This window comes from Streptomyces sp. PR69 (assembly GCF_026420845.1).
Classification (GTDB): domain Bacteria; phylum Actinomycetota; class Actinomycetes; order Streptomycetales; family Streptomycetaceae; genus Streptomyces.
The window spans coordinates 124,035-136,973 of record NZ_JAOWCB010000004.1; the positions used below are offsets into that span (position 1 = coordinate 124,035).

General features: G+C 73.1%; 9 protein-coding genes. 5 read left to right on the plus strand and 4 right to left on the minus strand.

The genetic code is table 11. From position 1 onward, the window contains the following. Nucleotides 1-408 precede the first annotated feature (408 nt). Nucleotides 409-2,148: a PucR family transcriptional regulator gene (locus OF819_RS05340; protein ID WP_267242168.1), complete on the plus strand. Its 1,740-nt coding sequence runs from the start codon at nucleotides 409-411 to the stop codon at nucleotides 2,146-2,148. Between the two features lie 226 nt (nucleotides 2,149-2,374). After that, complete coding sequence (locus tag OF819_RS05345) at nucleotides 2,375-3,157, plus strand: hypothetical protein (protein WP_267242169.1); 783 nt, start codon at nucleotides 2,375-2,377, stop codon at nucleotides 3,155-3,157. A gap of 599 nt (nucleotides 3,158-3,756) precedes the next feature. On the opposite strand, the gene OF819_RS05350 is transcribed toward OF819_RS05345, so the two are convergent. Both OF819_RS05350 and OF819_RS05355 read right to left on the minus strand, forming a co-directional pair. Continuing rightward, a complete protein-coding gene (locus OF819_RS05350; RefSeq protein ID WP_267242170.1) occupies nucleotides 3,757-4,167 on the minus strand; it encodes a hypothetical protein in 411 nt (136 codons plus the stop codon). A gap of 72 nt (nucleotides 4,168-4,239) precedes the next feature. Then, nucleotides 4,240-5,013 carry a GntR family transcriptional regulator gene (locus OF819_RS05355; RefSeq protein WP_267242323.1) on the minus strand — a complete coding sequence of 258 codons (774 nt, stop codon included), beginning with the start codon at nucleotides 5,011-5,013 and terminating at the stop codon, nucleotides 4,240-4,242. 213 nt (nucleotides 5,014-5,226) lie between these two features. Here OF819_RS05355 and OF819_RS05360 point away from each other — a divergent pair, with 213 nt between their 5' ends. Continuing rightward, nucleotides 5,227-6,072, plus strand: a complete 846-nt coding sequence (locus OF819_RS05360) for a (2Fe-2S)-binding protein (protein WP_267242171.1) — start codon at nucleotides 5,227-5,229, stop codon at nucleotides 6,070-6,072. A 264-nt stretch (nucleotides 6,073-6,336) separates the two neighbouring features. Continuing rightward, nucleotides 6,337-7,536, plus strand: a complete 1,200-nt coding sequence (locus tag OF819_RS05365; RefSeq protein ID WP_267242172.1) for a DUF2637 domain-containing protein — start codon at nucleotides 6,337-6,339, stop codon at nucleotides 7,534-7,536. A 39-nt stretch (nucleotides 7,537-7,575) separates the two neighbouring features. On the opposite strand, the gene OF819_RS05370 is transcribed toward OF819_RS05365, so the two are convergent. After that, nucleotides 7,576-8,085 carry an ATP-binding protein gene (locus tag OF819_RS05370; protein ID WP_267242173.1) on the minus strand — a complete coding sequence of 170 codons (510 nt, stop codon included), beginning with the start codon at nucleotides 8,083-8,085 and terminating at the stop codon, nucleotides 7,576-7,578. Nucleotides 8,086-8,307: 222 nt separating this feature from the next. Here OF819_RS05370 and OF819_RS05375 point away from each other — a divergent pair, with 222 nt between their 5' ends. Continuing rightward, the gene (locus OF819_RS05375) at nucleotides 8,308-11,430 is read left to right on the plus strand and encodes an alpha-mannosidase (protein ID WP_267242174.1); all 3,123 of its coding nucleotides are present in this window, start codon (nucleotides 8,308-8,310) and stop codon (nucleotides 11,428-11,430) included. Nucleotides 11,431-11,442: 12 nt separating this feature from the next. On the opposite strand, the gene OF819_RS05380 is transcribed toward OF819_RS05375, so the two are convergent. Continuing rightward, nucleotides 11,443-12,873: a protein phosphatase 2C domain-containing protein gene (locus tag OF819_RS05380; protein WP_267242175.1), complete on the minus strand. Its 1,431-nt coding sequence runs from the start codon at nucleotides 12,871-12,873 to the stop codon at nucleotides 11,443-11,445. Between the last annotated feature and the right edge of the window lie 66 nt (nucleotides 12,874-12,939).

Genomic DNA, 12,939 nt, shown 5'->3' on the forward strand with positions numbered 1-12,939 from the left:
CGCAGCTCGTGCGTCGTCGCGGCCGGTGCGTCAGGTGCCTCAGGTGTCTCAGGTGGCTCAGGTGCGCTGTGCTGCATTCGGTGCGTCTGATGCGTGGTGTGCACCTGATATGTCTGGTGCGTCTGGTGCGTCGTCGCAGGTCATGCGCCGTCTTGAGCTGTCGGGTCCGGGACGGTCGGCCCTCGACTGGTTATTCATCTGCCGTTAACGCTGTGTGGCCTAGTACACAAGCCGTTTCCAGCCGGGTGCAGTCACCGAAACCATGAAGGAGTTGGCTGGCCGCCGGTCTCGTCTTGTAGATTCGAACGAAAGGTGAGGCTCAGTAACCTCACCGTTTTCCCCCGGAAACCATGGCCACAGGTCACCGGTGACAACCGGACAACGACAAGAGAGATCGGCGGCGACGAGATGCGGCTGCGCGCACTGCTGGAGACCGATGCGCTGGGGCTGCGGCTGCTCGGCGGCGAGGAGGAACTCGACCGCGGCGTCCGTGGCGTGATGACCACCGACCTGAGAGACCCGAGCCGCTATCTCTCAGGCGGCGAGCTGGTGCTCACCGGCCTGGCCTGGCGGCGTTCGGCGGAGGACTCCGAGCCGTTCGTCCGGATTCTGGCGAGCGCGGGGGTGGCCGGTCTGGCCGCCGGCGAGGCCGAGCTGGGCGACATTCCGGATGATTTGGTCGAGGCGTGTTTGCGCCATCGACTACCACTCTTTGCAGTTAATGAATCCGTTGCGTTCGCGACCATTACTGAGTATGTCGTACGACAGGTCTCCGGCGAGCGGGCCGGCGATCTGGCAGCCGTCGTGGACCGGCACCGGCGGCTCATGACCTCTGGCCCGGCGGGCGGCGGCCCGGAGGTCGTCCTCGATCTCCTCGGCTCTGACCTGGACCTTCGTGCCTGGGTGCTGTCCCCGTCGGGCCGTCGCATCGCGGGCGCCGGAGAGCCGCTTCCCACCGGCGTGAGCGCCGCCCTCGCGGGTGAACACCTGGCCGCCTCCCGGGCGGGGCGGCGGGCCCCGTACCGCGCGGTAGTAGGCGGATCCACCTATTCCCTCTTCCCGATCCGTAATTCGGGCCGTGGGGCCGCTCCCGCCTCCCGGGATGTGCGGGAGACGGTGCTGTCCGATTGGCTGCTGGCGGTGGAGGCGGACGCGGGCGACTGGCCGGCGGCGCGGCTGGATCTGCTCCAGGGCGTCACCCAGCTGATCGCGGTCGAACGGGACCGCCGGGAAGCGGCTCGCACGGTACGGCGGCGGCTTGCCCAGGAAGTCCTGGAGCTGGTCCAGACCGGCGCCCCGCCCGCGGAGATCGCCGCCCGGCTGCGCGTGGCCGCCCCCGTGCTGCTGCCGGGGCTCGGCGCGGCGCCGCACTGGCAGGTCGTGGTGGCGCGTGTGGACTGGGAGACCCCGGAAGGCACGACGGCGGCGGGCGCGCCCGCCACGGCCCCGGCCGCGGGCCCGGCCGTCGAGGCGGGGGCGGTCGCCCAGTCGCTGCTGGAGGAGATCCTGGTGGACCCGGCGGCCCCGGGCTCCGACCCCGCGGACCGGATCGCCGTCGCCCACACGGGCGAGGAGGCGGTCGCGCTGGTGCCGCTGCCCGCGTCCGCCGTCCCCGTCGACCCCGAGTCCGGCGAGACCGACACCGCCGAGGCGGGGCTGCACGCCGACGAACTGCTCGCCTCCGTCCGCGAACCGCTGTCCGCCGGTCTCGCCGACGACGGCCGTCTCACCCTCGGCGTCAGCGCCGCGGTGCACTCCGCGGAGGGGCTGCGCGGGGCGCTGGAAGAGGCCCGGCACGCCCGCCGGGTGGCCGCGGCCCGGCCGGGCCCCGTGTGCGCGGCCGGCCACCACGAACTGGCCTCCCATGTGCTGCTGCTGCCGTTCGTGCCGGACGATGTGCGCCGCGCGTTCACGGCCCGGCTGCTCGATCCGCTGCGCGACTACGACCGGCGGCACCGCGCGGAGCTGATCCCGACGCTGGAGGCGTTCCTCGACTGCGACGGCTCCTGGACGCGCTGTGCGGCCCGGCTGCATCTGCATGTCAACACGCTGCGGTACCGGGTGGGCCGGATCGAACAGCTGACAGGCCGTGATCTGTCGCGGCTTGAAGACAAGCTGGACTTCTTCCTGGCCCTGCGGATGAGCTGACGGCCCGCACCATGGCCGACGGGCCACCCCCTGGGGGTGATTGTGAACTGATTCACCTGCACCCCTTGGCCCGGCATGCCGTTCCATGCTGAGATTCCGTCTGACCCGGCAGCTCCGGCCCGACGACTGGTCGGCCGGTCGGCTCGCCGGTCAACGGCTTTGAGGCATCGGCTTGGACCCAACAGCTCAATGGCGTGCTCGGGGAGGGCAAGTGGCGCATACCGCCATGTCTGGTTCCGGAACCACTGCAGGTGACGATCCCCTCCAGACCGCGGTATGGCGGCTGCGTTCACGCGGCTGCTGGACCGACGCGGCGGCGCTGCTCGCCCACCGCGCCGACGAGCCCGCCGCGGCACTGGAGCGCACCGGGCTGCTCGTCGAACGCTGCCTGTTCACCGCGGAGGGCTGGGCGGAGGCGGAGGACGCGCTGCGCACGGCGGAGGCGACCGCCGCGACCGACGAGGAGCGCGGGGCGGCGGCCTGCGAGCGCGGCCGGCTGGCATACGCGGCGACCCGGCTCGGAGTGCGCGACCGCGCCGACGAGGCCCGCTCCGCGCTCGGCCGGGCGGCCGCGCTGCTCGCACCGGCCTCGCCGGGGCGGCCGCTGCTGGACTTCCGCCGCGGGCTGGTGGCCGAGCACCTCTCCAACTCCCCGCAGGCGGCGCTCGCCGCCTATCGCCGCGCCCACGCGGGCGCGGAGGCGCGGGGCGATGCGCTGCTGCTGTCATTCACCTGGCACCACCAGGCCGGACTGGCCCTGCGGGACGGCGAGTTGGCCCAGGCGCGGCACGGCTTCTCCGAATGCCTCCGCATCCGGGAGGAGTTGGGCTATCTGATCGGCACAGCTCCGGCGCTGGCGGCGCTGGCCGCGTGCGAGACGGAGCCGGAGGCGGGCCGGCTGCGCGAGGAGGCCGCCCGGCTCTTCCGCCTCCTCGGCGGCATCCCGGTCTGGCTGACGGACCAGTTTTCCCCGCAGGTGCCCGCGCAGGCGGGGCGCTCGAAGCCGTGACGGGCGCGGGCGGTGGGCTTCTCCCCCACCCCTCCCCTTCCCGAAACTGGGGGCTCCGCCCCCAGACCCCCTCGGGGGGAGGGGCTGCGGGGCTGCCGCCCCGCGCCCCAGGAGGCGGCAGCTTCGCGCCGCCGCGCCCGGTACGGCCTGAAGGCCGTGTCCTCAAACTCCCCCAGACTCCTCCCCCAGCTACCTCCCCCAGACTCCTCCCCCAGCTACCGCTGGGAGGTGCCCCCAGGGGTACCCCCACGGAGGTGCCCCCAGGGGTACCCCCAACGGGCTTGATCTGGCTGCGCCAAATCCCAGCCCCGCCGACCTTGAAAGCGCACATTCAGCCCCGCCGGTGCCCCAGGCGCGAGGGGCCGCACAATCAAGCCCCGCCTGAGGGTATCGCCCAGCGGTAGCTGGGGGAGGTTGAGGCGCGAGGGCCAGAAATCCAGCCCCGCCGACGCTTGAGGCGCAAGGGGCCGCACAATGCAGCCCCGCCGGCGCTTGAGGCGCGGGGGTCCGGGGGCGGAGCCCCCGGGAAAGCGGGGTCTGGGGCGGAGCCCCAGTTGCGGGAAGGGGTGGGGCAGGGGAGAAACGCCCTCAGGCCCGCCCTAGCCGCCGAGCCAGCCCAGCACCCCGCCGGGGTTCAGCAGGATCAGCACGAGGACGACGGCCACAAGCACCCACACCAGCCCCCTCCACCGCCCTCCACGACGCCGGACGGGCCGGCGCTGGGCGGTCCAGGTGCGCCATCCCTCGGGCTCCGCCCGTACCGGCTCACCGCGCCGGGCGCGGCGGCGCGTCTTCCCCTGGCTGCGGGCGGCGGCCTCGTCCTCCTGCCGGAGCCGCTCGGTCACCATCCGTGCCCGTGCGGAGGGCTCTTTGGGCGCGCGCAGCCGCGCGGGCCCTTCGCTGTCGCGCTGAAAGGCCTCCCAGGCCTCGTCGGATATCCCGGACTGATGCCCGTCCTTGCGCCCGTCCTCGCGCCTGTCCTTGTGCTCGTCCTTGTGCTCGTCGCCCATCTCGGCTCGCACCCCCGCTCGACCGTCTCCGGCCTTCCAGGGTAGTCCGGCCCCATGGGCCGGGCATGGCTCTCAGGCGCCGGTGAAGTGCTCGCGGACCAGGGACCGGACCGCCGTGAGGTCCTGTGCGGTCAGCGCGTCCAGCAGGGCCGTGTGCTCCGCCGCGTCGGCGAGCAGGGCGGCCCGGCGGGTGGCGGGGGCGCTGTGCGGCGGCCACTGGGCACGGCGGTGCAGATCGTCGGCGATGCTCACCAGCTGGTCGTTGCCCGCGAGGGAGAGGACCGCGCGGTGGAAGGCGCGGTCGGCCTCCGCGTATTCCGCGCGGTCGCCGACCGCGGCGGCCGCCGCGGTCGCCTCGGCCAGGGGCCGCAGGGCGGCCCAGCGTTCGGCGGGGACCGTGTGGGCCAGGCGGAGCAGCACCGGTACTTCGAGGAGCGCGCGGACCTCGGCGAGTTCGGCCAGTTCGCGCGGGGTGCGCACGGTGACGCGGAAACCGCGGTTGGGGACGACCTCGACCGCCCCCTCGGCCGCGAGCTGCTGCATCGCCTCCCGTACGGGGGTGGCCGAGACGCCGAAGTGCTCGCCGAGGGCGGGGGCGGAGTACACCTCGCCCGGGGTCAGTTCGCCGTCGGCGAGGGCGGCGCGCAGCGCCGTGAGGATCTGGGCGCGCACCGAGTGCCGCCGCACGGCGCGCGCGGCCGGCGGAGCTGAGGGGACCGCGGGGACGGAGGGGACTGCGGGGGCGGGCGGTTCGCTGTGGGTGTGCTCCCCGCGGACCTGCCCCGGGATGCGGGGGCTGCCGGAGGCTCGCTCGACGGCCGCCTGGGCGCGGGGCGCTCCCGGCATCCGCGGGACACGGGCGGCGGACGCGGCCGGCTCTGCCGGGGCCTGCGTTCTGACCTGCTCCACTCGGGTCCTCCTCGGGGCGTTCCACCCGGCCCGGCGCGCGCTGTGCGGGGCCCCTGTGCACGATAGGCGGACGAGGTCACAGTTCAAACATCGATCGCATCGGGTAAGGTAAGGCTAACCTGCCAACGATCGCGATTCGGTGGTCCTTCCATGACCGTGCCCGCTGTGCTCCCCGGCCTTGCCTCACCCGTCGCGGATGCTTATGCGCGTCTGGCCGAGGTGTTCCCCGGGCTGCGCGTGACGGAGCTGGCGGAGGGCGAGCGGCCGCCGTCCGGGGACGGCTGGGTGGGAGCGCCGGAGCTGGCGGCCGGCGGCGAGGCCCTTGATGCCTTCCTCGCCTGGGACGACGCCCAGGTGCAGCGGGACTACGGACAGCGGGCCCGCCCCGATGTGATCGCCAGCTTCGGGCTGCACCGTTACGCCTGGCCGGCCTGTCTGCTGGTCACCGTGCCCTGGTTCATGCTGCGCAGGGTGCCGCGCGTGCCCGTCGAGTCCGTCGCCTTCCATCGCGCTCTGGGCCGTATGACCGTACGCGTCCGCGAATTCGCCTGTCTGCCGGACGACCCCGCCGCCACTCTGCCGGGCGCCCGTGTCGTCCCCGGCGAGGAGGCGCTGCGCGCCGAGGTGCGCGGCGCGGTCGCCGAGCACATCGAGCCCGTGCTGGACGGTTTCCGGCCCCGGGTGCGCCGGGGCAAGCGGGCGCTGTGGGGCATGGCCACGGACGAGATCGTCGAGGGACTGTGGTACATCGCACATCTGCTCGGGGAGGAACGGCGGGCCGTAGCGGAGCTGGAGCGGCTGCTGCCAGGGGCCACCAAGCCGTACGTCGGCACGGCCGGCTTCCGTGAGCTGACGGGGCCCGGCGGCGAGCCGCTGCCCACACGGGACCGGGCCAGTTGCTGCCTCTTCTACACCCTGCGCCCCGACGACACCTGCGTCACCTGCCCGCGCACCTGTGACGCCGACCGGATCGACAGGCTCAGCCAGTCCGTCTGAACCACTCCTTTCACCTCGATCCCGTCCATCCCCCCGGAAACCTTTCCGATCATTTCCGGTTGCCCTGCTTCACACGCACGTGTGGCGTTATTCGAACTCAACTCAGGCAGTCCATAGAGGTGTTCGACCAGATCGCACCTATCCGAATGCCTTGCAGACTCAATGGCGTTCTCTTGCCAAGAATCGGCGTGTGACTGGCGGATCTTCGGCCAATATGGCCGCCGAAATGCCTACCGCTACGCAAGGAACCTAGGGAACACCGTCATGAGACTGACCGACATAACGCTGGACTGGCTGCTTCCGGGCGGCGTGCTGCTCGTGGGGGTCGTGGTGGCGGTGGCGGTGGCTGCGCGCAGCAAGCGCGCCGATGAGAAGGCCGCGTCGTCCGACGACTCCTGGGAACGCAGCGAGCAGCGCCGACGGCGCAAAGAGGCGATCTACGGCACCGCCTCCTACGGCCTTCTCTTCTGCTGTGCCGCGGTGGCCGCCGCGCTCTCCTTCCACGGCCTCGTCGGCTTCGGCCGGCAGAACCTGAACCTCTCCGGGGGGTGGGAGTATCTGGTGCCCTTCGGCCTCGACGGCGCGGCCATGTTCTGCTCCGTCCTCGCCGTGCGCGAGGCCAGCCACGGCGACGCCGCCCTCGGCTCCCGGCTGCTCGTGTGGACGTTCGCCGGGGCGGCCGCCTGGTTCAACTGGGTGCATGCGCCGCGCGGCGCCAGCCACGCGGGCGCGCCGCACTTCTTCGCCGGGATGTCGCTCTCCGCTGCCGTGCTGTTCGACCGTGCGCTCAAACAGACCCGCAGGTCCGCACTGCGCGAGCAGGGTCTGGTGCCCCGGCCGCTGCCGCAGATCCGGGTGGTGCGATGGCTGCGCGCACCGCGCGAGACCTTCGGCGCATGGTCGCTGATGCTGCTGGAGGGCGTGCGGACGCTGGACGAGGCGGTGGAGGAAGTACGCGAGGACCGGCGGCAGAAGCAGCAGAACCGTCTCCGCATGCGGGACCGGGAGAAGCGGGAAAGGGCTCAGATCAAGGCCATCAACCGCCAGCACCGGGCCTGGGGGCGGGGCCAGGTCAGCCGTCCCCCGGAGCTTGCCGCCGAGATGCAGGTGACGGAGATGCAGGTCACCGAGATGCAGATGCTGAGCCCCGGCTCAGGGGCCGGGCACGGCCATGGAAACGGGCATGGCCATGGCCATGGCCAGAAGGGCGGCTCCGTCGGCTCCCCCGGCTCCGTCGTGGAGCCTGCCATAGCCGAGCAGGGACACCTGCCGCTTCGCCCCAGCCCCGGGAGCTCGCCTGCCGCAGGCTCCCGGCCCTCCCTTCAGGCCGTTAAGGCAGCGCCGCATCCACAGGGCGTTGCGCCGCGCACGGTGGACCTCACCGCCGAGGACGACACTCAGACCCTGCCGCGTCTCGACTCTCTGGAGCAGAAACTCAAAGACCTGGAGCAGCAGTTCGGCTGAGCGCCGCGGATAGACGACGGCGGAGGGGTCGTGCCTGTCTCAGGCCGGCCCCTCCGGCTCATGCCCGCGCAGTTCGAACCAGACCACTTTGCCCACTGCCTGTGTCCGTATGCCCCAGGCGTCCGCGAGGCTCTCCACCAGAATCAGGCCCCTGCCGTGCGTGCCGAGTTCGTCGAGATCGTCGAGTTCGTTGAGATCGTTGAGATCGTTGAGATCGTTGAGATCGTCGCCGGCGGCGCCTGGCGGCGACGCGGTCACCTCGGGCACCGGCAGCCCCGGCATAAAATCTCTGACCTCCACCCGGAGTGTGGAGCCTGCCACGGTGGCCGTGACCACCGCACCATGATCGGTGTGTATCAGCGCATTGGTGACCAGCTCGCTGGCGAGCAGCTCCGCGACATCCGCCGTCCTTGCACCCGAGCGCGTCCAGCGCGGCAGCGCCTGCCGCAGCGAATGGCGTAACTCCGGCACCGCGGCGAGATCGGCCGAGCCCAGCCGGCGGCGCAGCCGGACCTCCCCGCCCGCCGGCCGGACCTCTTCCCCCTCCACGGCCGTCGATGATTTGCATCCGGGCCCGCACTCCGCGGGCTCGGCCCCTGTATGCACACTCATCATCCCCACCCGCACGTCGCCATGTCCCCTTCTCTCGAACACGCTCACGGGATGCATGCCCCACGCGGGGAACACCACTCATGTCCATTCGTCAACTATCGGAAAACCAGCCGGAAGACGGCCGGGCCGACCGCCCGGGGACCGGCGAAAGGAATCGTGATGCATGACGACCGCATGCTGGTGGAGCGACGCATGGAGCGCGCCCTGCATCAGTTCATCCGGCCCGCGCAGTACGCGGAAGAACTGCCGCTGTCGATTTCGGCATGGCATGTGCCGGGTGAGCCGGCGCCCGTCTCACAGGCGCTCATGGCCCGCTTCGAGCCGTTTGCGACCGGAACGCCGTGGGGACCCCCGTGGTCCACGAGCTGGTTCCGGCTCGACGGAACGGTGCCGCGGGCATGGGCGGGGCGGCGGGTGGAGGCGGTGATCGACCCGGGGTTCGGCGGGGACGCCCCCGGCTTCCAGGCGGAGGGGCTGGTGTACGACGCACAGGGCGTCCCCCTCAAAGGAGTCCATCCGCAGAACCGCCATGTCCCGATCGCGGCCCCCGCGGCCGGCGGCGAGGAGGTGCGGCTGCTGCTGGAGGCCGCCGCCAACCCGGCCGTGCTGCACGGCGGCTTCGCACCGACGCCCCTCGGGGATGTGCTGACCGCCGGGGACCGCCCCCTGTACCGGTTCGCCTCCGCGGGCCTCGCCGTGCTCGATGAACAGGTCTGGCATCTCGTGCTGGACATCGAGGTGCTGTCCGAGCTGATGCATGAGCTGCCCGCGGACCGTTCACGGCGTCATGAGATCCTGCGCGCCCTGGAGAACATGCTGGACACACTCGATCTGCACGATGTCGCGTCCACCGCGGCCGCCGCGCGCGCCGAGCTGGCCGGTGCGCTCTCCCGGCCGGCCGCGCCTTCCGCGCACCGCGTGTCGGCCGCCGGGCACGCCCATATCGACTCGGCGTGGCTGTGGCCGCTGCGGGAGACCGTGCGCAAGGCCTCCCGTACCTTCGCCAATGTCACGGCGCTCGCCGCCGACTACCCGGAGCTGGTCTTCGCCTGCTCACAGGCTCAGCAGTACGCCTGGGTGAAAGAGCACCAGCCGCATATCTGGGAGCGCGTCAAGCGGGCCGCGGCGGACGGGACCTGGGCGCCGGTGGGCTCCATGTGGGTGGAGTCCGACGCCAATATGCCCGGCGGGGAGGCGCTGGCGCGGCAGCTTGTGCACGGCAAGCGGTTCTTCGCCGAGGAGCTGGGGGTGGAGACCGAGGAGATCTGGCTGCCCGACTCCTTCGGCTACACCGCCGCCTTCCCGCAGCTGGCGAGGCTCGCCGGGGTGCGGTGGTTCCTCACCCAGAAACTGTCCTGGAACCAGTTCAACAGGATGCCGCACCACACCTTCTGGTGGGAGGGCATCGACGGGACGCGGGTCTTTACGCACTTCCCGCCCGTGGACACCTACAACTCCCGGCTCCATGCGGCGGAACTGGCCCGCGCGGAGCGCAACTTCGCCGACAAGGGGCGGGCCACCCGCTCACTGGTCCCGTTCGGCTTCGGCGACGGAGGCGGCGGCCCCACCCGGGAGATGCTGGAGAAGGCCCGCAGGCTGCGCGACCTGGAGGGCTCGCCCCGGGTCACGGTGGAGAAGCCGTCGGCGTTCTTCGCCGCGGCCGAGGAGGAGTACGGCGCGGCGGCCCCCGTCTGGTCCGGCGAGCTCTATCTGGAGCTGCACCGCGCCACGTACACCACCCAGGCGGCGGCCAAGCGGGGCAACCGGCGCAGCGAGCATCTGCTGCGCCAGGCCGAGCTGTGGGCGGTCGCGGCGGCGCTGCGCGCACCGGGCTACCGCTACCCCTACGAAACGCTGGACCGCCTGTGGAAGACGGTGCTGCTGCACCAGTTCCACGACATCCTCCCGGGATCGTCGATCGCCTGGGTGCACCGGGAGGCCCGGCAGACATACGAGGAGGTGCGCCGCGAACTGGAGCAGCTCACCGACTCCGCCGCCGCGACACTGGCGCAGGCGGGCGGCGCGGCGTCGCCGGGGGTGCTGAACTCCTGCCCGTATCCACGCGGGGAGGCCATCGCGCTCGCCCCCTCCCAGGTGCCGCAGGGGGTGCCGGCGCAGCCGCTCGCCGACGGGCGGGTGCTCGCCCCGGTCACGGCCGGCCCGCACGCCGTCGGCCGCTGCCGCGACACGGGCGCGCCGCCGGTGCGGGCCGAGGCCGCGGCCGGCGGGATCACGCTGGACAACGGGCTGCTGCGAGTGACCGTCGACCGCGACGGGCTGCTGACCTCCGTGTACGACCTGACCGCAGGTCGTGAGGCGCTGGCGCCCGGCGGCCGCGGCAATCTGCTCCAGCTGCACCCCGATCACCCCAACCAGTGGGACGCCTGGGACATCGACCGCCACTACCGGCGTCGGCACACCGATCTGACCGCCGCCGACTCGGTGGAGCTCACCGAGGAGGGACCGCTGCGCGCCGCCGTGCGCGTCGTGCGCGTCTTCGGCGACTCCCGCGTCACCCAGGACATCCGGCTGGCGGGCGGCAGCGGACGCGTCGACGTCGTCTGCGAGGTCGACTGGCGGGAGTCGGAGAAGGTCCTCAAGGCCGCGTTTCCGCTCGATGTGCACGCGGAACGCTCCACATCCGAGATCCAGTTCGGCCATGTGCACCGGCCGGCGCATGAGAACACCAGCTGGGACGCGGCCCGCTTCGAGATCTGCGCGCACCGCTGGCTGCGGGTGGCCGAGCCCGGCTACGGCGTCGCGGTCCTCAACGACTCCACATACGGCCATGAGGTGACCCGTACCCCGCACCCGGAGGGGCTGGGCACGACCGTACGCCTCACTCTGCTGCGCGCCCCGCACAGCCCGGACCCCGCGGCGGACGTAGGGGTGCACCGCTTCCGCTATGCGCTGCTGCCCGGCGGCGGGGTGCCGGACGCCGTACGCGAGGGTCTGGCGCTCAATCTGCCGCTGCGGCCTGCGGCGGCCGTGCCGGACGGCGAGCCGCTGGCGGACACCGGGCATCCGTCGGTGACCGTCGAGTCGGTCAAACTCGCCGAGGACAGGAGCGGGGATGTGATCGTGCGGTTGTACGAGTCGGCAGGCGGGCGGGCCGACACGGTGCTGCGCCCCGGCTTCCCCTTCGTACGGGCGCAGGTGACGGATCTGCTGGAGCGCCCACTCGAAGACGCCGACTCCGACGCCGCCGAGGGCGCGGACGAGGGGGTGCGGGTGCGGCTGCGGCCCTTCCAGATCCTGACGCTGCGGCTGACGCCCGCGTGAGCGCCCGGCGGGTCAGCGGGCCTCCCAGACGGCCACGGCCGTGCGGTCGTCGGCGTAGCCCTTCACCCGCAGCTGGACGTCGGCGAGGTAGGCGGCGAGGCCGGGGGGCTCGCCGTCGGCCCAGCGCCCGGCCAGTTCCCCGGCGAGGGCGGGCTCGCCGCGCAGCGGTTCTGCCAGCCCCGCGCTGCACAGCAGCAGCGCGTCGCCCGGGCGGGCCACGGAGGCCCGGAAACGGAACGGTTCGGCGGGTGGCGGCGGAGGAGGCTCGATATACGGGGACTGAGGCGTCGGGATGCCGAGGTCCATGGTGAGCCGGTCGCCCTCCGGGGTCTGTTCTGCGGCCCCGGCACCGGCCGCGGGGCCGCCGTCGGCCGCGGCGGGCGGCTCGGGCAGCAGCGGTTCGATGTCCTGCCAGACGCCGTCGCGCAGCCGGAACAGCCCCCCGCCGCCGACGCCGAAGAAGACGCGCGTACGGCAGGCGGGGTCGCCGGAGAGCAGCAGACAGCGCAGGACCGCGGTGTACTCCTCCGGCCCCGCGCCGCGTTCAGCCGCGCGGGCGCGCAGTCTGCCGAGGGTGCGGTCGGTGAGCCGGTGCAGTCCGGACTTGAGGTCGCCGCGGCGGCCCGCCCTGATGTCCTCGGCGAGGCGGTCGTGGCTGCGGCCCACGGCCGTGCCGATCCAGCGGCAGGCGTCGGCCGCGGCGAGGTGCGCGCCCTCGGCGGCGCGGGCCCCGCTGGCGACGGCCACCAGGACGAGCCCGGTCTCGCCGCCGCCGAAGCGGGCGGTGAGCAGCGCGTCTCGGCGCGGCTCCCCGCGGTAGCGCGCGGAGTCGCCGCGGACGGACGCGGCGCGCAGGGTGTACGAGCCATAGCGCGCGCCGTCGAGGACGGTGTCCGCGGTGAGTTCGCCGAGTGTGTCCGGGCGGGCGGGCGGCAGCGCGGTGGGCTCCGCCTCATAGGTGGGCGGTCCGCCGCCGACGACTCCGGTGGCGGGGCGGGGCATCGCGGGCGGCCGCGCGGCGGCCGGCTCCGGCCGCGGCAGGGGCGGCGGGGCCGGCTGCGGCGGTACGGCGGGGCGCGGCGGGGGCGCCTGCGGAGGCGGCTGTTCGAGCGGTGCCGGCCGGGGGGCTTGCGCGGGCGGACGGGCCGGCCGCTGTTCCGGGACTTCGGGGACCTCGCGGAGCTCAGGCGGCTCGGGGAGCTCAGGCGGCTCGGGTGGTTCGCGTGGTTCCGGGGGCTGCTCCGGCGGCGGGCCGGGCGGCGGCGAGGCTTCCCACCAGGCGCGCGGACGGCCCGTCACCGTGCCTGCGGCGGAGGCGAATCGATCGTCCAGAGTGTCGCCCGCCCGTCGGCCGGGGCCCGTGTCCGCGGTGGATTCGGGTTCGCCGTACAGCCTGTTCCACCACTCGTCTTCGGTGGGAGGCCTCTCCCCCTGTTGACTCATGCCCTTATTGTCCACCGGGCGGGCCGGACGAAAACGGAGCGCGGCGAAAAAGCACAATGCGACAAA

Coding starts and splice junctions, on each gene's coding strand:
- OF819_RS05355 (WP_267242323.1), bottom strand. CDS start 5,013: ATGCCGGGAGCGCCCCGCGCCCAGGCGGCCGTCGAGCGAGCCTCCGGC.
- OF819_RS05340 (WP_267242168.1), top strand. CDS start 409: ATGCGGCTGCGCGCACTGCTGGAGACCGATGCGCTGGGGCTGCGGCTG.
- OF819_RS05365 (WP_267242172.1), top strand. CDS start 6,337: ATGAGACTGACCGACATAACGCTGGACTGGCTGCTTCCGGGCGGCGTG.
- OF819_RS05375 (WP_267242174.1), top strand. CDS start 8,308: ATGCATGACGACCGCATGCTGGTGGAGCGACGCATGGAGCGCGCCCTG.
- OF819_RS05350 (WP_267242170.1), bottom strand. CDS start 4,167: ATGGGCGACGAGCACAAGGACGAGCACAAGGACAGGCGCGAGGACGGG.
- OF819_RS05380 (WP_267242175.1), bottom strand. CDS start 12,873: ATGAGTCAACAGGGGGAGAGGCCTCCCACCGAAGACGAGTGGTGGAAC.
- OF819_RS05360 (WP_267242171.1), top strand. CDS start 5,227: ATGACCGTGCCCGCTGTGCTCCCCGGCCTTGCCTCACCCGTCGCGGAT.
- OF819_RS05345 (WP_267242169.1), top strand. CDS start 2,375: ATGTCTGGTTCCGGAACCACTGCAGGTGACGATCCCCTCCAGACCGCG.